This window comes from Halobacillus sp. B29 (assembly GCF_052246755.1).
Lineage (GTDB): Bacteria > Bacillota > Bacilli > Bacillales > Halobacillaceae > Halobacillus > Halobacillus halophilus.
In genome coordinates this window covers 1-22,291 of sequence record NZ_JBQQCM010000006.1, presented here as the reverse complement: position 1 = coordinate 22,291, position 22,291 = coordinate 1, and the positions used below count along the sequence as shown (strand labels likewise).

The 22,291-nt window shown below is 42.1% G+C and carries 23 protein-coding genes; 5 read left to right on the top strand and 18 right to left on the bottom strand.

Features of this window, described 5'->3' with window-relative positions; genetic code table 11:
• Positions 1-13: 13 nt before the first annotated feature.
• From ACTWP7_RS09155 to ACTWP7_RS09125, 7 genes are all read right to left on the bottom strand, one after another.
• Positions 14-268, bottom strand: a complete 255-nt coding sequence (locus ACTWP7_RS09155; protein WP_443122932.1) for a gas vesicle protein GvpG — start codon at positions 266-268, stop codon at positions 14-16.
• A complete protein-coding gene (locus ACTWP7_RS09150) occupies positions 265-1,059 on the bottom strand; it encodes a GvpL/GvpF family gas vesicle protein (protein WP_443122931.1) in 795 nt (264 codons plus the stop codon). The genes ACTWP7_RS09155 and ACTWP7_RS09150 overlap by 4 nt, the downstream gene beginning before the upstream one ends.
• Entirely contained in the window at positions 1,044-1,952 is a 909-nt protein-coding gene (gene gvpN, locus ACTWP7_RS09145) for a gas vesicle protein GvpN (protein WP_443122930.1), read from the bottom strand. Before gvpN ends, ACTWP7_RS09150 begins: the two co-directional genes overlap by 16 nt.
• A 17-nt stretch (positions 1,953-1,969) precedes the next feature.
• Complete coding sequence (gene gvpO, locus ACTWP7_RS09140) at positions 1,970-2,236, bottom strand: gas vesicle protein GvpO (RefSeq protein WP_014644366.1); 267 nt, start codon at positions 2,234-2,236, stop codon at positions 1,970-1,972.
• 67 nt (positions 2,237-2,303) lie between these two features.
• Positions 2,304-2,606 (bottom strand): gas vesicle structural protein GvpA, encoded by a 303-nt coding sequence (gvpA, locus tag ACTWP7_RS09135; RefSeq protein ID WP_443122929.1) that lies wholly within the window; start codon positions 2,604-2,606, stop codon positions 2,304-2,306.
• Between the two features lie 20 nt (positions 2,607-2,626).
• A complete protein-coding gene (gene gvpQ, locus ACTWP7_RS09130) occupies positions 2,627-3,370 on the bottom strand; it encodes a gas vesicle protein GvpQ (protein ID WP_443122928.1) in 744 nt (247 codons plus the stop codon).
• Positions 3,371-3,709: 339 nt separating this feature from the next.
• Positions 3,710-4,468 (bottom strand): fumarylacetoacetate hydrolase family protein, encoded by a 759-nt coding sequence (locus tag ACTWP7_RS09125; protein WP_443122927.1) that lies wholly within the window; start codon positions 4,466-4,468, stop codon positions 3,710-3,712.
• A gap of 216 nt (positions 4,469-4,684) precedes the next feature.
• Between ACTWP7_RS09125 and ACTWP7_RS09120 the strand changes: the two genes are divergently transcribed.
• Entirely contained in the window at positions 4,685-5,782 is a 1,098-nt protein-coding gene (locus ACTWP7_RS09120) for an acyltransferase family protein (RefSeq protein ID WP_443122926.1), read from the top strand.
• Between the two features lie 41 nt (positions 5,783-5,823).
• On the opposite strand, the gene ACTWP7_RS09115 is transcribed toward ACTWP7_RS09120, so the two are convergent.
• From ACTWP7_RS09115 to ACTWP7_RS09105, 3 genes are read right to left on the bottom strand one after another with little or no spacing between them, the layout of a single operon-like run.
• On the bottom strand, positions 5,824-6,021 hold the full coding sequence (locus ACTWP7_RS09115; RefSeq protein WP_014644371.1) for a hypothetical protein: 198 nt from the start codon (positions 6,019-6,021) through the stop codon (positions 5,824-5,826).
• Between the two features lie 17 nt (positions 6,022-6,038).
• The gene (locus tag ACTWP7_RS09110; protein ID WP_443122925.1) at positions 6,039-6,641 is read right to left on the bottom strand and encodes a pyroglutamyl-peptidase I; all 603 of its coding nucleotides are present in this window, start codon (positions 6,639-6,641) and stop codon (positions 6,039-6,041) included.
• 21 nt (positions 6,642-6,662) lie between these two features.
• Positions 6,663-7,034, bottom strand: a complete 372-nt coding sequence (locus ACTWP7_RS09105; protein ID WP_443122924.1) for a DUF3899 domain-containing protein — start codon at positions 7,032-7,034, stop codon at positions 6,663-6,665.
• Between the two features lie 141 nt (positions 7,035-7,175).
• Here ACTWP7_RS09105 and ACTWP7_RS09100 point away from each other — a divergent pair, with 141 nt between their 5' ends.
• A complete protein-coding gene (locus tag ACTWP7_RS09100) occupies positions 7,176-8,039 on the top strand; it encodes an STAS domain-containing protein (protein ID WP_443122923.1) in 864 nt (287 codons plus the stop codon).
• A gap of 92 nt (positions 8,040-8,131) precedes the next feature.
• On the opposite strand, the gene ACTWP7_RS09095 is transcribed toward ACTWP7_RS09100, so the two are convergent.
• From ACTWP7_RS09095 to ACTWP7_RS09065, 7 genes are all read right to left on the bottom strand, one after another.
• Positions 8,132-10,303, bottom strand: coding sequence for an FUSC family protein (locus ACTWP7_RS09095; protein WP_443122922.1), 2,172 nt, complete (start codon positions 10,301-10,303; stop codon positions 8,132-8,134).
• 181 nt (positions 10,304-10,484) lie between these two features.
• Entirely contained in the window at positions 10,485-11,351 is an 867-nt protein-coding gene (locus ACTWP7_RS09090) for a MurR/RpiR family transcriptional regulator (protein ID WP_443122921.1), read from the bottom strand.
• 14 nt (positions 11,352-11,365) lie between these two features.
• Complete coding sequence (locus ACTWP7_RS09085) at positions 11,366-12,205, bottom strand: carbohydrate ABC transporter permease (RefSeq protein WP_014644377.1); 840 nt, start codon at positions 12,203-12,205, stop codon at positions 11,366-11,368.
• Between the two features lie 18 nt (positions 12,206-12,223).
• Positions 12,224-13,117 carry a carbohydrate ABC transporter permease gene (locus ACTWP7_RS09080; RefSeq protein ID WP_224893511.1) on the bottom strand — a complete coding sequence of 298 codons (894 nt, stop codon included), beginning with the start codon at positions 13,115-13,117 and terminating at the stop codon, positions 12,224-12,226.
• Positions 13,118-13,200: 83 nt separating this feature from the next.
• Complete coding sequence (locus ACTWP7_RS09075; RefSeq protein ID WP_443122920.1) at positions 13,201-14,571, bottom strand: extracellular solute-binding protein; 1,371 nt, start codon at positions 14,569-14,571, stop codon at positions 13,201-13,203.
• A gap of 58 nt (positions 14,572-14,629) precedes the next feature.
• Complete coding sequence (gene murQ, locus ACTWP7_RS09070; protein ID WP_443122919.1) at positions 14,630-15,538, bottom strand: N-acetylmuramic acid 6-phosphate etherase; 909 nt, start codon at positions 15,536-15,538, stop codon at positions 14,630-14,632.
• An 18-nt stretch (positions 15,539-15,556) separates the two neighbouring features.
• A complete protein-coding gene (locus tag ACTWP7_RS09065) occupies positions 15,557-16,498 on the bottom strand; it encodes an N-acetylglucosamine kinase (protein WP_443122918.1) in 942 nt (313 codons plus the stop codon).
• A gap of 297 nt (positions 16,499-16,795) precedes the next feature.
• On the opposite strand from ACTWP7_RS09065, the gene ACTWP7_RS09060 reads away from it, so the two are divergent.
• From ACTWP7_RS09060 to ACTWP7_RS09050, 3 genes are all read left to right on the top strand, one after another.
• On the top strand, positions 16,796-17,326 hold the full coding sequence (locus ACTWP7_RS09060) for a YceI family protein (protein WP_443122917.1): 531 nt from the start codon (positions 16,796-16,798) through the stop codon (positions 17,324-17,326).
• Between the two features lie 130 nt (positions 17,327-17,456).
• Positions 17,457-18,854, top strand: coding sequence for a hypothetical protein (locus ACTWP7_RS09055; protein WP_443122916.1), 1,398 nt, complete (start codon positions 17,457-17,459; stop codon positions 18,852-18,854).
• A 229-nt stretch (positions 18,855-19,083) separates the two neighbouring features.
• The gene (locus ACTWP7_RS09050; protein ID WP_443122915.1) at positions 19,084-20,559 is read left to right on the top strand and encodes an outer membrane protein assembly factor BamB family protein; all 1,476 of its coding nucleotides are present in this window, start codon (positions 19,084-19,086) and stop codon (positions 20,557-20,559) included.
• 48 nt (positions 20,560-20,607) lie between these two features.
• On the opposite strand, the gene ACTWP7_RS09045 is transcribed toward ACTWP7_RS09050, so the two are convergent.
• Positions 20,608-21,876: an L-lactate MFS transporter gene (locus tag ACTWP7_RS09045; RefSeq protein WP_443122914.1), complete on the bottom strand. Its 1,269-nt coding sequence runs from the start codon at positions 21,874-21,876 to the stop codon at positions 20,608-20,610.
• Positions 21,877-22,291: the final 415 nt, after the last annotated feature.

Genomic DNA, 22,291 nt, shown 5'->3' with positions numbered 1-22,291 from the left:
AAACTCTCCAATCTTATCGCCGTTTCGTCATTTCCTCCCATTGCTCGAGCTCCATTCTCTTGGCAACTTCATATCGTTCGAGCAATTTTTCTTCCTGTGCTTCATAAACGTCTTGTGAGATTTCATCCAGTTCATACATCATCTGAAGATTGACAAGTTTTTTCTGGATATGCTCTAAGTCATACATCTCCTTATCCACTTCTTCCTTAACGTGCTCGCCGACTTTAACAATCAAATTAATCGGGGAAGTGAATAGTTTATGAATCATGACGTTTCCTCCACCTTCAATTTAATATTTATGAAATTATAAGCAGGCCACGGACCCGTATATTTAAATTCCACACGATCCTTCCAGCGTTCGTGTAGTTCGTTTACTTTTTCGTCAAACGCCTGTTCATTGCCCCGATCAATCAGGTAAGCTCCATTTAGCAACATTTTTTCTCCAACCGTTTCATTGGACTTCGACGATTCAGACAACCTTACAAGCGGCGCATGAATATCTTTTTCGATTTCTATTTTCAAATTATTAAAGAAATCCTGGGCCATTTCACCGAGTTTGATCCGGTCAAAATATCCAGCGTCTTCTGATTTACTCGAGACCGTTTCTTTTTGCTTCATTACTTTGTTATTCTTGTTAACTTCATCTTCGAGCCATTCTTTTTTTCCCACCACTTTGAGCCCGATTTCGATTTTGTTTTCAACTTCTGGAAATAAGCGGGCTAACTGAGGATATAAATTTTCGAGAAGGACTTCTGTATCTTCTCGGGTCTGGAATACATTCCCGAAACTAATTGGTACCACAGAGGATTCACTTTCCATCACCCGGGAAATAACATTTTGGTGAGTCATTAAATGATCTTTTTTCGGAGTGTAAATTTTCACCGGTGCTTCAGTGGCTACCATCGCAGCATCTTTATAATGGATGGTAAAAATAGAACGCTCTTCACCTTCAAACTCAATGGTGCCAAAACTTTTTCCCTCGTTTGTTTGAATACAGCAAAATACATAAATACCTAATTCTTCAGCCATGTCTTCTACGCCTCCTACACCTTTTTGCATGCCTCTATAATCTTGTTTTGTAGATCTTCTTCTTGGTCGTCCGTGCATAAATCCAAGGTGAAGTATGTGATATCAAGGCAAAGTTCCTGGAACTCTTTGTAATCTCCATCAATCGGCAGTTTATAACGTTCAGCCACATCCGCAATCATGATGGATGCACGTAAACTTAAAGAAGAATCTCGTTTTTTGCATAAATCTTTCACTTGATGAACAAAACCTACGATGGCTTTTGCTTTATCCTCATCAATATTCGTCCGTTCAGACACAATACCGGCTTCGGCTTCCTGATCCAGCGACTTGAGCGGCAGCGATATCATACGATCCAGAAGGGCATCCTGTGTTTGATATACACCTACGTATTCTGCTGGATTACTGGTGAAAATGATTGAAAAATCGGGGTGAACTCTTATATGAGAATCCTTCCGTTTCGTTCCGTATAATGGTAGAATTTTTTCCTCCAGGACGGATAAAAACAGATTGTTGACTTCCGGCTGTGATCTGGTAAATTCATCGTAAACAACGGTGTATCCATTTTTTACAGCTTCATATAAACGACCTGAAACCCAGCCTTCCGTAACATTTTCCTCAATTTTTCTTACAGTCCGCACATAATTATCGTTCACCTTTTTACGGTTATAGCCTTTAAATGCACCAATTAATTCAGCGTTTGATAAACTCTTATTCCCACTGATTAATACTACTGGGCGTTTTCTGGATTTAGCGATATGGAGAGCCAGCGTCGTTTTTCCGATCCCTGTTGGACCCGTAAAGTGCACTGGATAACCTAACGATAAATAACGCTGTGAACGCTTAATCAAATTTTGAAAGAAGGGATGGGCGTACACGCCTCGATCTTCTTGAGGTTCAGCTTTTGTTTCCGTTAACTTTGTCATTTCCACCCCTCCGTTTCTTAATGTTCAACTTCAGTTTTTTCTTCTAAATCACTGCGGTAGCGTAAACTTATTCTGGAAAAACCAGTTACTTCATGGTTGTTATCTAAAAATACTTCATAAAGTCCAATCATTTGATCATTGGCGTATTTTTTCATATATTCTTTTTCTTCAATAATTTCAACTAATGCTCTCCAGCCGTCATCCTGCTTCTTAGCAGAAATAATCTTGTGAGGAGGAGCAATATTCTGATTGAAAAATTGAGTAACGTTGTCTAACAGTTTCATATGGAACGTCCCGCCTTTCTACTGAATAGATAGAGAAGGGGTTGGTAAAAACCAACCCTCCACTGCTTTAAATGCTAAATTCGCCTCGTTCATTGGATTCCTCAGAATCTTGAGATTCTGAGCCCAGACGCTGTTCTGCGAGACGGCCACCAATACCTTCTTCTTCTACTTCATCGCGAAGAAGACCTACGGCTTCTGCATAACGGAGCCAAGTATCTACACTTGCGATAACCACTCTTGCTTCTACCGTTATTAGTTCGATACCGACGACAGATACACGTGCAAACGCATCAATTACAATCCCTTTATCAAGAATACGGTCTACTACCTCTGCGAGACTTGAACTATCTGTTGATTTTTGTATAGCCATTTTCATTCTCCTTTCAAAATTTATCCATGATATGTTTTGATATCTTCAATTCCTTTCACATCTTTAGGACCTTTGACATTTGGAGCACTCTTGATGTCATTCAGCCCCTTACCATCTGTTGGCCCCTTAATGCTGTTGGAACTCTTGAGCTCATTCACACCTTTTAGATCGGTGGAGCTTTTTACCTGAGGAGCACTTTTCATTTGACTAAGCCCCTTTATATTAGAAGGACCTTTAAGCTTGGACGAGCTCCTGACGTTCGATATACCTTTAATGCTTTCTACGCCCTTAGTTCTTCTGTCAGAGTTTCGAGAGCGTTGGCTTTCTTTTATCTTTTCTTGAAGTTCTTCGCCAGACTCTCTTACAGAAGCAATCTTTTCACGGAGTTGCAAGAGTTTTTCCTGGAGCTTTTCCTCTGCTTCTTCAGCTCTTTCATGAACTTGACTGGCGTTTTCCTGCTTCTTCTCTTCGAGGTTGTTTCTTAATTGTTCAATTTCTCTTCGCAGTTGTTCCTTATATTGCTGGGCTAAATAGTCACTGGCTTCATCCTGCGCTTCTTCCGTAACTTCTTGAGAAGCATCCTGGATTTCATCAGTGGCTTCATCCGCGAATTCAAAAGGGTGCTCTGTTCTCCTTTTGAGTTCAGAGACACTTGGAACTTTTTCACGAAAGCTTTTCGCTTTCTCCTTAACACCTCCTCCAAGATCGTTAAGGAGGGAATCGTCGTTAGAAGATTGCTCTTTATTAGATTTTTCTTCGCTCACTTCCATCAACTCTTTTCCTTTATTTAACTATCGACTAACAAATATTGTGCTATTTTTTATCCTTAGTTCCCATGAGAGCTATATTAAAACCTTATATAAAGGGATATAAGCAAAAAATGGTTAATTTTTCATTAATTATTACAGAGGAGTCCAACTTTCACCTCAGTAATTCCAAGGGGTTGAAAGGCTTATTGATTCATATATTACTTTTTTTACATTTTAGTTATATAAAAATAGTTTTTAAGAGGTCGGCTTCTTACAAGCTGGTTTTCCAAGATCTAAAATAAAGGAATTTGCGAAAAAAAGAGTCTTGCGAGATAGTTCGCAAGACTCTTTTTCTTATTGATTTACATAATTGCGCAGCCTACCTATGCCTTCAATTTCAATTTCTAATTCATCTCCAGGAGAAAGCGGTCCAACTCCTGATGGCGTTCCTGTCATAAGCACATCACCTGGCTTTAATGTCATCACTTTAGTGACCTGTACGAGTATTTCTTCTACACTATGGATTAAGTCACTTGTATTAGAATCCTGCTTAACTTCCCCATTAAGTGTAAGTTTGATTGGGGTTTGACTTGGGTCAAGGTCGGTCTCAATTACTGGACCGATCGGTTTAAAGGTAGCATAAGACTTGGCGCGGGTGTACTGTCCATCTTTCTTTTGCAGGTGACGATCGGATACATCATTTCCACACGTATAACCCAATACGTAAGATAAAGCCTCTTCCCTGGTTACATTTTTCGCTTCTCTACTAATTACCACTGCCAATTCTGCTTCATAATCGATACGATGGTCTTCCGTGGGCAGGGTAATACCAGCGTTGTGTCCAATGACAGCTGTCGGTGACAGCATGAACATCATCGGTTCCTCAGGCAGAGGCTTTCCCTGTTCTTCAGCGTGAAGTGCATAATTCAGACCTATAGCAATAAGCTGGCCCGGTTCAGTAGGGGCCAAAACCTCCACCTCGTCCAGCGAATCGGTCGCAGATATCTTTTGAACACGACCTTCTATGTAATTGCCATCGAGCCGGGTAATCGTTTCCCCTTCAAGCACCCCATAATAGATTGTACCTTCTTTACGATAGCGGATATACTTCATTGAAAAACTCTCCTCTACTCTAGTAATAACTCTAGTATAAATCACCATAGCAGATTAATCCTACCAAAACCTTCCACCTCAGGTCATCCATATTCTGGATGACCTGAGGTGGAAATTTATACCTGTAGTAAACTTTCAAATATCATGAAATTGTTATATCAATCTAGCTGAAATCGTAATACAATGACAGAGTATAATAAAAGGAGGCCTCGACTTTTGAAAAAAGGCTTTGTAAACGAAATTTTCTTTATTCGATTTGTCGCTTGTATGTGTGTTGTTCTTATTCATTCTATTACAATGGCCCGAAGCAACCTCGACGTATCAGCTTCTACAACAAGCGTCACCTATATAATTAATATGAGCATGATGTTCGCCACACCGGTCTTCGTCATGATTTCGGAGTTTTTGCTATCTTACTCTTATCCTGACCGCCTCCCGAAATCATTTTGGAAGAAAAGAATACTATATATTCTGGTTCCTTACCTCGTGCTCGCAGCTGTATATTCCATGTATGCGCTTGGCATCGACGGATTAACATGGGCAGCCTTTAGCGAGTTATTCTTTAAGAAAACACTCCTTGGCGCCTGGCACGGATATTTCGTACTGATTATTTTTCAGTTTTATGCACTGCACTTCTTGTTAAAGAAATCCTTTGACCGCTTTCCTCCGCTATTGGTGATCGGATTTGCCTTAATGATTAACCTTATGTATCTTGGATTTTTTAACTTTAAAGGTACGATCTCAGGTCTTGAATTTATGTGGGAGTATTATCAACTTCCGTTTCTCGGATGGTTTTTCTACTTCACTGTTGCTTATTACGCAGGAAAACACCTCGACGAGTTTCTTTTCTATCTGAAGAAATATAGATTTTGGGTTATCGGTGGAGCAGTCTTTGCCGGCATAATTCCAATTTATTTAAGAATATCCGGCATATTGACCGCTGTCAGCTCAAAAAGGTTTGATATCATTTTCTACACGTTCCTTGTATTTTGTGTCCTCTATCTGATTGCTATGAAATTAAATAAGGTACCGAAGCCTGTCCTTTGGATTAGCAGCTGTTCCTACAGCATTTATCTGCTTCACCCCTTATTTCAATACAATGCGGTCGGCTGGTTTGAGTCCATTCAGCTGCCATCTAATTTAGTCGTTTATATTTTGGCATTCTTTGTTTTAGGTGTAGCAGGCCCTATCGTTATGAGTTATCTATTTAATCTGGTTCCTTTTGGGAGTTTAGTAACTGGACGAATTAATATGCCGAAGCTCGGCTCCTCTTCTTCTCAAAAACCAGCTGTCAACAAAGGGAAAGCATCCTAATAAAAAGGCACCCATCCCGGGGTGCCTTTTTATATTCCATATTAAAAACGGCTGACTCGAATCTGATCGATCTCACTTGAAAGTGGGTATTTCACACGAAACTTTCGATTAATCGCATGAATGAGGCCATGTTTCGCCTCTTCACTCCTGATTCCACGATCTGAAATATCCTCGTGCTGGTAATTAACTTCAAAGTCAATCTGATGGTTCTTATAATGAATTTGCCCAGATACTACCATAAATTTGATCCTCCTTCTTACTCCAGGGTCTGAATCATCGTTTCGATACCTTCTTGCAGGGTTGATAAAGGCCAAGCCGGCATCTCAGGCTCGTCCATCGCAATTTCAAAAGATGCTGGTATATGGACAAAACCTGCTGGGATCGTTTTATCCGTTTGATGGAGTTCATGCAGCAGCGAATACATAACATTATTACAAAGATAGGTACCCGCCGTGTTAGAAATTGCAGCGGGGATTCCTTTTTCTCTTAGACATGTAACTATATTTTTAATAGGAAGCTTAGAAAAGTAAGCATCAGCCCCATTTTCCTGAACCGGTTCATCCTCGGGGACGTATCCATCATTATCAGGAGCACCGTCTTTAATATTAATCGCTACCCGTTCGGGTGTAATTCTTTTGCGATGAGCCGCCATTCCTAATGTGATGACAGCATCGGGATTAATGTGGTGATAATGAGTAATCAGCTCTTCAGCTGAACGATTAAAATCTACGGGCAGGACCACCCCGTGGATAGTATAATTTCCGATCGTCCTTCCATGCAGATATTCTACGATGGATTCGGTCGGGTTGAACGCAAAATTTAAAAAAGGTTCAAAACCTGTTAATAATAATTTTTTCATGTGTAGACCGCCTTTCTTACTTTATGAGAGGAGACACAAAAGAATAATAGAATACAGTATGGATCCTCCCCCTGCTGCTAAGAAGATCAACTTACCGCGACTAAGCCATACTTCTTTCCAATCTCTCCATTCGAAATCTTCTGCAATTCTCTCATCTGCGCGCTCCTGAGCTCTCGAATGTGGAACGATCAATTGAGAGAGTCTCTTAAAACCTCCGAAAAAAAGTTGAAGAAATCCCGTTTGGCCAATATAAAAGCTGGCTCCAATAATAAGAAGAATGAGCCCCCAATAAAATGATTCGTTGATTACTTCTGCTTCCTCAAGACCCATTCCCCTCTGGATCAAAAACCATGCAGAAAATGAGAGTAACAATGCAATAAAGTAGATTTTCAAGTAGATGCTCCTCTCACGGACATAGATAAGACAAGACTTACCTTCTCTTTAAGAAAGGACCAATCTATCATTCTTCTGGTTGATTATTATGGTAGAATAGAATAAGGTTTTTCACCATAAGAGGTAAAGGGGAAGGTATGTATGTCCAGTCAATATAATTTAGCCTCTTCCGAATTTCATTCATTAAAATCGGTGTCCAGTAAAATGTTTGAAATCATCAGCAGGCAATTAAATGTAAATACAGCATATGTTACAAAGCGTGGCGACACAGCGATGACGGTTCTTAGCTCGTTTAATAGAGAGGACGAAATAATTCCAGAAGGTTATAGCGTGGAGTATGGCGGCACCTACTGCCGACTGATTATCTCGGAAGATAACAACTTCATGCACACGAATAATTTATCAAAAGATGAATTAACTAGAGAACTCGAAGTTACCTCCCAGTTGGAAGTGAAAGGCTTTCTTGGTGTCACGTTAAAAAACACAGATGGTCACGTATTCGGTACCTTATGTGTGATGGATAAAGAAGAAAAGGACTTCAGTAATGAAGATGTAGAATATTTAAAGTCAATGGCGGACATTCTTTCTCATCTTATTGACTTGGATGAGACAAAATATAACATGGGTCTTTTAAACGTCCCTATTATTCCGATTACAAGCGGCGTTTCTATCTTAACACTGCAAGGTATTATTGATGGGTACAGAGCCGATAAAATTATGGAAACGGTACTTCAGTACGGAGTTGATCACGACATCGACTCTTTCATTATCGACTTATCCGGACTGGTAATCGTGGATAACACCTTTCCAAGTGTGCTGATTGAACTGGTGCGATCTTTAAAGCTAATGGGAATGGAAACTATTATGACGGGGATTACGCCGGAAATTGCCAAACATGAAGTTAACAATACTCAGCTTCTTCATCTAAATACTAAAACAGTGCCGAATCTGGAGTCCGCGCTTGAGTATATTGGATTTAGACTAATAGAAAAACAGGAAACGTAAACACCATCTAAATAGTTCATAAGAACGAGCAGCTCCCTGGATGGGGAAGCTGCTCGTTTTGTGCATGTATGGAATAATGAATTTTTCTACTGTTATTTTTCACTGTCAATTCCCATATGATGACCTAACATCAAGAGGGACTGATTAATTTTCCAAATATAGTATAGATGATGAACAAGATCGCCTTGATTGTCTTGATGACCAGGGGCGAAGCGTTCAATTTTTTCACGTTCTTCCTGTAAATCATGCATTGTCCCTGTCCATTCATCTGTTTCAATCATCTCTGTTAACACTTGAATATTATGCGTAAACTTCTCTTCCACCGTTAGAAAAACACTGCTTACTTCTTTTGGATAGTGGAAATTCTTCTGGTAGGAAGAGGCGACCAAATGCTTGGCATAATAGTTAATGGCGGTAAAGATGGTAATCCAGCGTGGAAGTCCGGAATATTTTCGGGCGCCAGGTCCCTGAAGAACAGGTCTCGATTCATCTTCAATGGTTTGAATCTTACCGTCCAGTTCGAAGGCAATATCCGCCATGTCCTTAACACCTGTCGGCTGCTTTAGACTGTGAATATACCGCTTGACATAAGAATCCAGCTCATTTAAGTAATCCGTAAAAGCTTCCGATACCTTGTCCATGGTTTTGGTAGGATAAATAAAAGCGGAAACTCCAAGAGCGATAGCGCCTCCTGCAATAGTATCCATAACCCGGGCCCCTAACAGTTCCATACTAATTCCGCCGAGGATCAGGTCATACATAAAGGCAATCAGCATGGTAATAAACAGACTCATAATGGTATAGGAAACCGTTAATAAGTAAAAAGCTAAAAAAATCACAGAAAACAGGAGGATCACTTCAAGCGTCGAGTTTCCGGAGACAAGAGTAGCAAGGATAAAACCAATTATGGCACCAATCAGCGTTCCTACCGAGCGCTCTAATCCTTTCAAATAAGTCCGGCCTACCGTCTCTGTGCCCAATTGAACAATAAATGTAGTCAGCAGTACCCAATATGGCTGAATAGGAGAGATGAGATAACCTACTATAATGGCAATCGTCCCGGCAATGAGAGATTGAATTGCTTTTTTGGTGGTGGGCTTCAGCCCCTTCTCCTCTTTATCATCTTCCTCGTCTTCTTCCGCTTCATCCTCTGCATCTGCATGCTGAACGTCGATCGCTTGAAGGGAATACTGGATGCGGAGTGCTCCTTCAGTAACATGACTCGCAATGGCTTCTATGCGGCGAAGTAAGTAAATCCACCCTTCCGGACGGGAAGACTGTTTGTTAAATAGATCATTTATGAATGACTGCAACGACCTAATGACACTTTCCGCTTCCGCGAGATTTTTCTCCTTATAGTCCTGGTCAAGAACCTCGGCTGCCTGCAATGTGGAAATAACCTGAACAAGCAACTTACGTAGTTCTGCCATCTCGAGCGCATCGTCTTTTTTCAATTTTTGTAAGCTGTCAGCCAGCGTCATCACAAACATAGCCGTATCGAACACATAGAGCTTAAGCTGCTTTGCTGTGAGACCTGGCCAGATCCCTTTAATATCCTGAGCACTTAAGTCAGTGGAAACATTATTCGCGTATTCCCTTAACTTCCGAACGTTGTACTCAAGCTTTCTTCTTCGTGATTCATTCGTTTCAGGATCTTGAATAATTTCAATCAAGAGTTGGAACGTCAGGTTTGCCTGACGGTGAAAAGAACGCATACTTCGCTTGAGAAGCTGAACGGAGTCCTTGAAAATGACAAAATTATAGAGGTATGCATAGATGATTCCAATAGCGATGGCCAAATAAAACAAGGGAAATTGGGCGGGTGATAGTTTTAAGAAAGAGGAAAAATAGACTGTAAAAAACCCAATCATACCAAGAGAAAAGTATCGGCTCCCATACCTTGAGAAATAAAAGCCGCTAAATATAATGGCAATCATTAATGCGGAAACGAGGACGGCGTTCCAGGCTAATAAGGAGCCTAACGTCACGCCGCACCCAGCGGAAAGCGCAAGCAGCAGGGTAGTCACTTGCTTCTTTTCTTTTGTATCATCCATTACGACCATGATTCCCATAAGTCCGGCAATTCCTGAGATGATAGATGGCAAAAGCGGCTCAAGACCCAGGAGATTTAAAATAAGAGTAGTTGTAAAAACGGAGGAAATTAAACTAATGGTCGCTTTACCAGCCTGATTCAAACGTTTCCGTCCAGGATCAGAGGCTAGTAACCGGCGGAGCCAATAGGATCTATATAGGAATTGCTTCACTGCAGCATCCACCTTTTCATGTTCATTGCTTAAATTTACTCCTTCTATGGTAAGGGGTTTTAGCTTTTTGAACAACTTTTATGCCCTGACTGAAAAGCGAAAAAACACCTGCAGATCCGCAAGTAGATGGATAAATGGGAAATTATGCAAGACCTGAGGTGGAAATTAATGGATTGAGTTGTTATTTTCCTTTCAGCTGGTTCATCACATCTGTAATTTCATTAAAGTAGGCGGAGGCTTGCTCGTACTCCTCCGTAACTAAGTTCACAAACAGAATATCGATCATATGCAGCTGGGCTAGACGGGAAGAAGTCGCACCGCTTCTGAATGGTGCTGGTATTTCCCGGGAAGCGGAAATAAACAAGGAAATATCAGCTGAATTCGTCACCGGTGACTGACCGTATCTTGTCAGGCTGATCGTTTTTGCCCCTTTTTCCTTCGCGATCTCCATAACTTTAGCTGTTTCGTACGTCTCCCCTGAAAATGAAATTCCAAAGACCACGTCTTGCTCATCCACGTTAGCAATATTCATGACCGCATTGTGAAGGTCTGTAAAGGCGGACGTACTTTTGTTCATCCTCAAGAATTTCTGCTGAGCATCCTGAGCCACAATGCCAGACGCCCCCACACCAAAGAAGTGGATTCTCCGGGCGTTCTTAAGCACCTCAACCGCCCGCGCCAAAGTTTGATAATCGACCAACTCAGTCGTTTCATTAATTGCCTGCATGCTGTTACTCGTTACTTTTTCAACAATAGAGTCCGGATGCTCGCCCGGCTGAATATCCCGGTATTTGGAGCCGGGCTTTTTCTGTAAATCACCGGATATGCGCAATTTAAGCTCCTGTAATCCTTTTAACCCCAGAGACTTGCACAATCTCATAACCGCCGCGCTGCTGGTAGAACTTAATTCTCCCAGCTGACTGGCCGTACAATGGATCGCCTCATGGGGCTGATCAAGTATAAACTGCGCGATTTTACGTTCAGATGGAGGAAGCTTATCCTTCATTTCGTTCAATATCACGAGTCCGCCGGTTAAAGAATTTTTCATCCATATCACCCCGCTTATCCTTTAATAGCTCCTTCAGTCATGCCTTTCACAATCCTGCGCTGGAAGATCGCATAAAGAATAATGACTGGAACAATCGCAATGACAAGACTTGCAAACAGCGTTCCCCATGCATTGGTATATTGCGTCTCATTACTAATGTAATCAATGGCGAGTGCCAGCGTATAGTTCTCTTCGGATTGTAAAAAAATCAACGCCATAAAGTATTCATTCCAAAATTGTATCATGTTCATGATGGTTACGGTAATAATCCCTGTGGTCGAAAGTGGTGTGATAATTTTCCATAGAATGCCGTAAGGGCTCATCCCATCAATGGATGCAGCCTCCTCCAATGATTTAGGGATCGTTGCCATAAAGCTGGTTAGCACAAAAATACTGAAAGGAAGCTGACTCACGGCATAAACAATCGCGAGGCCGAAGATATTATCAAGCAAATTCAGTTGCATCAATAAGAAAAATAACGGAATCCACCCGAGCACCATCGGAATCATCATTGCTGAAATATACAACGTAAATAACAGCCGGTTACCCCGGAACCTCATCCGCTCCAGAGCATAAGAAGTCGGAATGGCCATAGCAAGCGTCAATAACGCCCCAAGACCGGTAACAATTAAACTATTAAATACACTGATATCGATATTATAATTGGTCCATGCGTCCACGAAGTTACCGAAATTAAATGATTCAGGCATACCCCAGGGATTGGAATAAATCTCAGCATTGGATTTAAAGGCACCGAGAATCATCCATACGATCGGATATAAAACAGCGAGCGACCAAATAATGAGTGGAATGCGCACAATAGATCGTGAGAAAAATCCGCCTTTACGTTTCACTGTGTCCCCTCCTGCCGGTTAATATTCTACTTTCTCTCTTCTCATAAAAAATTGCATAATCAGCACGGTGATTAACGATAAAATCAGGATCATGACACCGATCGTCGCCCCGTAGCCAAAGTTGTATTTTACAAACGCCTGTTCATATAAGTATGACCCCATCACGTGTGTTGAGTTATTCGGACCACCCTTTGTCATTACTTGAACGATAATAAAAGATCCATTCAATGTAGTAATAATAATGTATAAAATGGATATTTTAATCTGCGGCCAAATCAGCGGAAGCGTTACTTTCCAAAACTGCTGCCATTCCGTCGCTCCATCAATTTCTGCGGCTTCATAGTAGCTTTTTGAGATATTTGAAATTCCACCCATCAGCATGAGCATGAATAACCCTATTCCCGCCCAGACGGAAGGCAGTACAAGACTTGGCAGTGCCCAGTCTTCACTTCCAAGCCATGGTCTTGTCCAGCTCTCAAGGCCGATAAATTCCAGACCTGAGTTGACGAGGCCAAGACTCGGGTTGTAGATGAACATCCACAGAATACCAATAACCACGACCGACATAATATTCGGGAAGAAAAAGACGATGCGGTAAAAAGGGGCTTCTTTTATTTTCATCTGGGTTAACGCGACAGCAAAAAACGTAGCTAGAATCATAATACCGATCACTTTCGTAACCACAAGAAAATAATCATGAAGTATAGTTAAGGGGATAATTTCATCGTTTAACAGCCGTTTATAATTATCAAAACCAACAAACTCTGCGAGAGACGATGCTCCCGACCACTCAAAAAAGGAGTAATACAATCCATTGAACAACGGATAGAGAGTAAATACCGAAAACATTAAAAACGTCGGTACGAGACAAAAAGCAAGAAACAAATTACGCTGCTTTTTCGACTGAACCATCTCTTTCACCTCTTTTCAGGATAGGTAAGAAAAAATGGAATGTGGAATTGGCTTGAGCCTCCACATTCCATCCCATTTATGCACTATTCCAAATTACTGCGATACTCACTGGCTGCTTGTTCAGCTTCTTCTACGAATTCTTCAGCTGTAATATTTCCTAGCATCAGGGAAACGAGTGAATTGCTGATTGGAGTTTCTAAATTTGAACTCATTGGATGTGGCTTCTGATAGATTTGCACTTGATCAGGGTCGTTGATCATCTTATTCGCTTCAATTAAGAACTGAGGCACGTCTTCGCTGGACGCTAAGTCAACACCCTGAAGGTTCATAATCGCACCCGTGTGTTCAGAAAACAATTTCGCATATTCTTTCGTAAATACAAATTCTACGAAAGCTTTGGCTGCTTCCGGATTCTCCGCTTTCTCAGCTATAGCAAGCGGTCTGAGGTCCGGTACAATCGCATAAGGCTCTCCTTCATCCTGCATAGGAGACGGGATAAAACCATATTGGAAGTCTTCCGGCGTATCTTTTTCCATTTCATTTGGAAGCCAGAACCCAACAGGAATGAACGCGTTATCGTGCATCAGGAAGTTCATTTGCGACTGCGTATGGTTTAAAGCGCCAAATCCAGGATCAATGTAACCCTCTTTTTGCATCTGTTCTACTTTTTTCATTACATTAAGTACCGGTTCACTGGTCCAGGCGCCTTCTTCCCCTGTGATGACCTTATTTAGAAGTTCGTCACCGCCTGCAGCACCGAATGCTGGATACAGCATGCCGCGTAAGAAGTAATAAGGATACTGGCCCGTGGTTACAAATGGAGCAATGTCCTCTTCTTGTTTAATCTGTCCCATCGTATCCATGAAACCCGGGAAGTCTTTCGGCACATCCCAGCCTTTTTCCTCAAACCAGGCACTGTCATACCATGTGCCCCACGTATCAAAAACGAGTGGAAGACTATAAACATCGCCATCATACTTAGCCGGATCTACAATAAAACTTTCACTTAACGGTGTACCGTCCTCAAGTTCGATTCCGTTCATCCAGTCCGTCAGATTCATCAGCTGACCATCTTCCACCATTTGAGTTTCACTGGATCCTGCACCATCAATATAGACAACATCAGGCGGATCATCGGATACCCAGCGCGAACGCATCTCCTCATTGATATTTGGACCCGCATGTTCCGTTATGGTTACATCAGGGTATTTCTCTTTAAAATCACCGATAACTTCCTTCCACCAGGAATCTCCATACCCTCCAACGAAATACTGAATTTCAAGCTCTCCTGAAATTTCTCCGTCTCCACCAGATTCTGAGCTTCCTTCCGAATCAGAACCTTCACTTTCACTACTTGTGTCCTCCGATCCTGCTCCCGGAGCGCACGCTGCTAAAACTAAAACCAAAAATGCCACCAACATGAACCAGGCCGATTGTTTTCGCCAAATGGTCAATGCAAGCTCCCCCTTTTATTTGGTAAATTTATTTGAAACCCACAGTGTGGTGTTCAAATCATTCATCCTGTGTTCTCAGTGCCTGCCGCAGATGCCCCTCGTTCTTATCCAGCAGGTTAAGTGCTTTTTCATAAGAAACGCCTGACTGAAGCATGACAATAGCCGGCTTAACCTGAAAATCCGCCTCCACTAAGGCCTGATCAGCTTTTTCATAAGATGTCTGCGTGCACTCCACAATAATCCGTTTGGCCCGCTCGCGGAGCTTATGGTTACTCGCGTGAACATCGACCATTAAATTCTCATATACCTTTCCGAGATGAACCATCGTTGTGGTGCTGATCATGTTCAATATCATCTTGTGGGCGGTTGCTGCTTTCAACCGGGTCGATCCTGTTAATACTTCTGGTCCTACCACTACTTCAATGGAAGTTTCGGCAAAAGCACTGATTTCCGACAAGGGATTGCACGAGAGCGATATCGTATAAGCACCTTTCTCCCCTGCGTATTTCAAAGCTCCAATAGGGTACGGCGTACGGCCGCTTGCTGTAATTCCAACCACCACATCCAGGTCAGTGAGCTGTTTATCTTTGAGATCCATTTTTCCCTGCTGCTCATTGTCCTCTGTATTTTCCTGCGCACGGGCTAGCGCATCGCCTCCGCCTGCCATAACAGCCTGGACTTTATCCGGCCGGACCATAAACGTAGGGGGACATTCTGACGCATCCAGGATTCCAAGTCTCCCACTTGTTCCTGCCCCTACGTAAAACAATCGTCCTCCTTTTTTTAAAGCTGTGGTAATATGCTTAATTGCTTCCTCCACTTGTGGCAATACGGTTTGCACAGCTTCCGCAATCTGCTGGTCTTCTTCATTCATAACCTTGAGGATTTCACCTGTCGACATTTGATCCATATGTTTTGACCGCAGATTTCGCTGCTCTGTAGTTAATAAAGCTAAAGAATCTTCCATATTCCTTACCACCTTTCTTTACTTTGCGAGTAAATAGGCCCCGAATTCCGGCGGTCCAAAAGCTTTACAATAAGTTCCCAGCCTCCGCTTATGTAATTGTTCAATGAAATGCTGTTTTACAACCGCTGAATGTTGAAAAATAGATCCCGCTACCGTAACCGGTGTTTCTGACGTAAACGATGAAGATTCCCGATACAAGCTTGCTGCATGAAGGATCAGTTCCTCCGCCGCCTCCTGCAAAAGAGCAATCGATACTTCATCTCCCTGCTCTGATGCTGCAATTACATGCCTGGCTAATCGCGCAATCTCGTGCTTTTCATGGGGACGGCCGTATAAATACGATATAAGCTGCGCTGGTTGCTCCAAATGAAGATCGCTTAAAAGTAAAGAAGTAATCGCGGTGTCCTGCCCACGACCATCCGCAGCTTTTGACACTTTTGACAGCGCTTTCAAAGATATGTAATAACCGCTTCCTTCGTCGCCAATCAGGTGTCCCCAACCGCCGCAGCGAATGATCTTTCCGCATTCATCCACGGCAATCGCATTGGATCCGGTACCAGCGATAACGAGCATGCCGCTCGCAGCTTCTTCAGGAAGAGCCCCTTTCAATGCAATCACGCTATCCGAGGTTACAAACAAATGGAAATTTTCAGAAAAATTTAGAGAGTAAAATTTTTTTCTCAGTAACTCTGTCATATGTTCTTCATCATCCTGGCGTCCAACGCCAGCCAGTCCGCATCCCACTCCAACAATCTGATGTGGCGCAATCATAAATTTCGCAAGCCCCTGTCTGATTAAACTAACAAGTCTTGCTCCTGCTTTTTCAAAACCAATAATATGAGGATTGGTACCTTTTCCAATTATTCGTTTCGGCTGGGCCGGGAGCTTGTTTTGGCCGTCTTCCATAAACAAACAGGTCGTTTTCGTACCTCCGCCATCAATCCCAATGACATAATTCATGGCCATCCCCCAAACTATTTTATGAACTTAGTATAACGTTCGTGATTTTTTATGTCAATAAAACTATTTATATTTCGACATAAAATTTTATTAGCGTTAAATAGTTTCAGACTGTTAGTTGGGGTTTTATGGATGACCTGAGGTGGAACAATGTGGAATATTATAATTGACTACGTCTGGATCAGTGGTTTACATTGAATAACTTTGCTATATACTCTTAAATCATATATCTTGACTTCAAACTATTAACTACGTTACCTTTAATCGTGCAGATAAAAACATAAGGAGGAATGCCAAATGTCAACACTAACACTAGACCAAGCACACAGTGCTATCGACTTCCAGATTAAACACATGATGGTTTCGAAGGCTAAAGGAGAATTTACTGATTTTAATATAGAGGTGAATGGTGACTTTACAGATCTTGAATCTGCTAAAATCACAGCAACCATTCCTGTACAATCCATTGATACTGGAAATGAAGACCGTGATAATCACCTTCGCGCTGGTGACTTCTTTGAAGCGGAAACGTACCCGAATATGATTTTCGAAAGTAAATCCATCCAAAAAGTAGATGATGACGAGTACAAAATCACCGGAGACTTTACGATTAAAGGGGTAACGAACGAAGAAACATTCAACTTAGAATATAACGGAACTTCCAAGAGTCCTTTGGACGGCAGTACGGTAGCTGGCTTCGACGTAAACGGAAAAGTCAACCGCGAAGCGTATGGCATGACGTATAACGCTGCCATGGAAACCGGAGGCCTTATGCTAGGTAAAGATGTAAAATTCGAAGGAAACTTTGAATTTATCGTATCTGAATAATACAGGTAAAAATTCCAATCCTCATGCACGAGAGGGTTGGAATTTTTTTATCTCTTCTGACATAATGCCCCAACTATCATTCCCCCTCACTTTCGTGGTAAGATAATAGTAACGATAAGGAGGTTGATTTATGCCCTTTTCTACTGTAATGGTTAAAGAAAACAAGCAGGAATCCCAGTTGCAAGTCCAACGTATGGCGATCTTCAATCAGTGTAAAATTATTGAAGCCGTCAATGATCAAGATGAAACGTACTATCTTTTTTTTCATAAAGATCAGTATTTGAATTATGCTTCCGCGAAGAAATTGACCAAGCGGTCTTATGTGAATAAAGCCTTCCAAAAAGGGATCGTATTCCTACCTCCTCACCCGCTGATTGATTTCGTCCTCTCCTCCCAGCCTCAGTTCAGCAAGCGAAGTTTTAATGGATTATTTAAAAAACTCCAGAACTATTATAGTTTGCAGGAAACGGCTTTGATTGCCACCTACTTCGAATCCTTTATTAATAAAGAAAAATTATCAAACTTTATCGAAAGCCTTTTTTACAAAGAACGCCGTGACGGAAAGTTACTGTCATGTTACCGAATTCTTCACATCCTTAAAGACTTCTCCCCACATCATCGTTTAGTGGACGCTTTTTCAGGAGATCTTGATTTCAACCGATATGATGAGCGTTACAAAAACAATGATGAGACTATTCTATCCTCCGACCCAATTTATATGGAGAAAAAATTGTATTCTTCCAAGCACCATGATCAGTCATTTCAGAAATTATCAAATATGTATACTAAACAAGGCCGAATAAATGACTTGCTGGCGATCTCCATTCAGCAAGCTGTGCACACGCAGGAGCCAAAAGATTATGCAGCCCTGCATGCGCTGATAGACAATCGATTCGAGGACTTAGACCGTCTCCACCTGCTTGAAGATTTGCATAAACGCGGGTTGGCCCTTGAGACGCTGCAGCAGGATTTACTGCATGCTTATATCGAAAATGAAAAATTCAAGGACATACTAAAACTAATCCACCAGAGCGGACTCACTCTAACCTCTCACCAGTCTGGTCAATTAGTGAAGATGGTTAAAGAAAATGAGGACGCAGCTGAGGAATTGACCCCTGAGGAATTACGAATGCTTCTCGAGCATTTGCTGGACAGCGGCGACCCCGAGGCAGCTGAGATTCTTACCCGGGCGGTCAGTTCCCTGCTGGATGAACATGAAGTTTCTTATATCAAAAAATGGGCAGAGCCTCTCAAGCACCATCCCCAGGCAGAACCCGTTATAAAAAAAGTTGACCTGATGAACGAACTAATCGAGGATCCTAACCAGCAAATGAAGTTAGGCGAACTTTATCATGAATTCCGCCAGCCTCAAAAAGCCATTGAATGTATGAGTTTTGATATGGAACTTCGTGAAGAAGACCATCGACCGGTCCAGTGGCTTGCTAAACTGTATCATGAAGTGGGCATGAAAGAAGAACATCACGCCTACAAACAGCTGTACATTGATATGGTGAAACGTCGAGCATAAAGATTCAAGAAGCACAACACGAGACTTACAGTGTGTTGTGCTTTTTCTATTTGCTGACATATTTAATTTGAACGCTTCCTTATCAAGAAATATACCATTAACTAGGAGTATCTCCGCAATTTGTACCGTTTTCCACGTATGGTTTGTTCAGTGGTGCATGGGTAAAAAAAGAGTGTTAGGCTTTTATATAAGGGAATACATACCAAAACAAGAGAGGATGTGTACATAATTGAAAGTAAAAATTAAACATTTAATTTGTCTCACAGGACTTGGGCTACTGCTAAGTTTTCTGCTCCCTGTCAACGTTTCAGCCGCAGTGTTCGGTCCAGACTCCTGGGAACAATACCGGTTAAACAAAACAAATAACCCTGTCCACGGAGGATCCGTAGATGAAGCCATCCGAAAAAAGTACCCCACCGACAACCAGCTCAGGGCTACTCCAGTAGTGGTTAATGACACCCTCTACATCGGAAACCACAATACCGGAAGCCTGCAAGCCTTTAATGTGAAAAGTGGCGAGCGTCTATGGAAGTCTTCTGCCCCTAACTGGGTACATTCAGAAATGATATACAAAGACGGTGTTCTTTTTGTCGGCTACGGGAACCGTTATTATCAGGAGAATGGTAACCGCGGAACTGGTGAAAGCGGAGTCCTGGCTGTAGATGCGGAAACAGGAGAAACCGTATGGAAGTTTGATACGAATGGAGAAGTCATGCCTACCCCCGCCATCCATGGAGATCACGTCTATATCACGGCAGGTGATGAACAGCTATATGGCGTGAACCGTGAATCAGGGGAACTGGACTGGCAGTTTGATCTTGGAAGTATCGTCAGTATGTCCTCTCCCGTCATTGAAGGGGATACTCTTTATGTAGGCGGAGGTGGAAGTGCAGAGCAGTTTCATTTTAACGCCATCAATCTTGCCAATCAGGAACGAAAATGGGAAACGGAATTTGACCAGGTGGCGGCAGGACTGGATGACGTGCCCCCTGTCGTAAGTGAAACTTCGATCTATACCACTGCCCTCGTAAAAGCCGAGGGAGACAATATGTATGAACATATGCTGTATGAAATGGACAAAGAAACGGGTGAAATCACGCATAAAGAATCCCTGGGCACAGGAGAGCATGTAAAAAACAATAAATCCGGCGCTCCTGTCCTGCAGGATGGAACCATTTTTGTGGGAAGCCCGATTACACAAAAATTCTACGCCTTTGATACGGAAGCTAAAGAGATGAAATGGGAGTATGAAGGCGGCGTCAATAAAGCCCCTCCTGTTGCCTATAACGAATATGTTTATTTTGGTAACGCAGCGGGAGACGTCTTCACCTTTGAAGCAGAATCCGGCGAATTGGTTAACCAGATGAAGCTTGGCGGTACGCTTGCCCCGGCCGGCGCGATTATTATGAACGAGCACTATATTTCTGGAAGCCAGGACGGAAATGTTTACATTCAGCCGCTTAAAGATATTCGAACCCTAAGTGAATCCGAACTGTACACTGGCGAAAAGTCAGAGGAATTTACCGAGGTATCATCGGATCAGGAAAACGCGGGGGACTCCACATCTTCATCCGAAGGCTCTGAAGAATCCAGCAACTCCAACACCACCCTGATCATCATCCTTGTCGTATTAGCCCTAGTCATTTTCTTAGGGATCTATTGGTATCGTAAAAACTCTGAAAAAAAGAACTCTCAGCCAAAATAATGACATTAAAAAAGCCGCTCTTATCGTAAGAGCGGCTTTTGATTTCTGTTATTGAGCTTTTCTCTGATCTTCTGAATGTCTTATATTCGCCTTTAAGCGTCGAATATCCACTTTCGTTAAAATCGAGACAATTAAAGCAATGACGAATAAACCAGCAAAATAAATTAAACTACTCTCATAGCTGCCTACTGTGTCTCTCATGAAGGCTGCAAATGTAGGGCCAACTAAACCAGCTGCTGCCCAGGCAGTCAAAATATAGCCGTGGATTGCTCCAAGTTCCTTCGTTCCAAACAAGTCGCCAATAAAGGCGGGAATAGTTGAAAATCCTCCACCATAACACGTATAAATAATCCCGAAGAAAATGACGAATAGTGTAACAGATGTGGTCATTGGTAACAGGATGAACAACACAATCTGCAGGGCAAAGAAAATCAAGTAGGTGGTGGAACGTCCAATATAATCGGATGCTGTGGCCCATGCAATTCGCCCGCCGCCATTAAAAAGTCCCATAATTCCTACCAGCGAAGCGGCAGCTGCTGAAGTCATTCCTACTGTATTCTCAGCAATCGGTTTTGCAGCGGATATTACAGCGATTCCACAGGTGACATTAATAAACAGCATGATCCATAGATAATAGAAACGCTTCTTCTTTAAGGCTTCCTTGGCTCCGATGAAGGCAAGGTCCATCTTATCTACATCCTCTTCCTCGGAGTCATCATACCCCTCCGGCGTCCATCCTTCTGGCGGACGTGACATGTAGAGAGAAGATAGAATCATAATAACAAAATAGGAAGCTCCTAAAATATAAAACGTCATAGCAATTCCTACTGAGCCGATTAACCAGTTCATAACGGGACTGGCAATTGCGGCCGCAAAACCAAAGCCCATAATAGCCATGCCGGTCGCAAGTCCACGTCGGTCTGGGAACCATTTAACCAATGTAGAGACAGGTGCTATGTAACCCACACCGAGCCCAATGCCTCCAAGTACTCCATAAAATAAATACAAAGCCCACAATGATCCGAGGTTAACAGCAAATCCTGAGCCGAATACTCCAATTCCAAAAAATATGGCAGCCGTAATACCAGCTACGCGCGGGCCATATTTTTCCACAAACCAGCCAAGAAAAGCAGCAGATAATCCTAAGAATAAGATAGCTAAACTAAATGTAAATTGTACTTGCGACGAACTCCACCCAAATTCTTCTATTAAAGGATTTGTAAAGTTACTCCACGCGTACACAGAGCCAATGGATATATGTATCCCTACCGCACATAAAGCAATCAGCCATCGATTCTTCACCTTCTGTTTTGCCATAATTGTCCTCCATTCGAGATAAATATGAATCTATTACCTCTTTCCTTTCTTATGATTTTTCAAACATACTTTGGCATAGAAGGATATAATTTACATTTACTACGACCAGTAAAGGATCGGGAGAGTCAGGTACTCGTGAACCTCCATTTTTTTAGAGATAATTTTAGGAAGAAACATAGCTCTTTTTTTCATCCAGCCCCAACGTTTTTGATCTACATCTAACCAGAAGAAATCTGTGACCACCGCTAATACGATAATAATTGAACTACCCCCACTTACTCGCTGACTCTCCTTGAAGTTGGGGGATTCCTAAGAGCACGAACCTAACGGTTCGTTCAAATGATTAGGCTAGCCCCGTCGCACCGACGGTTGTAAGGATTCTTTGAATCTCCTTCAATATATTGAAGCTCGCATT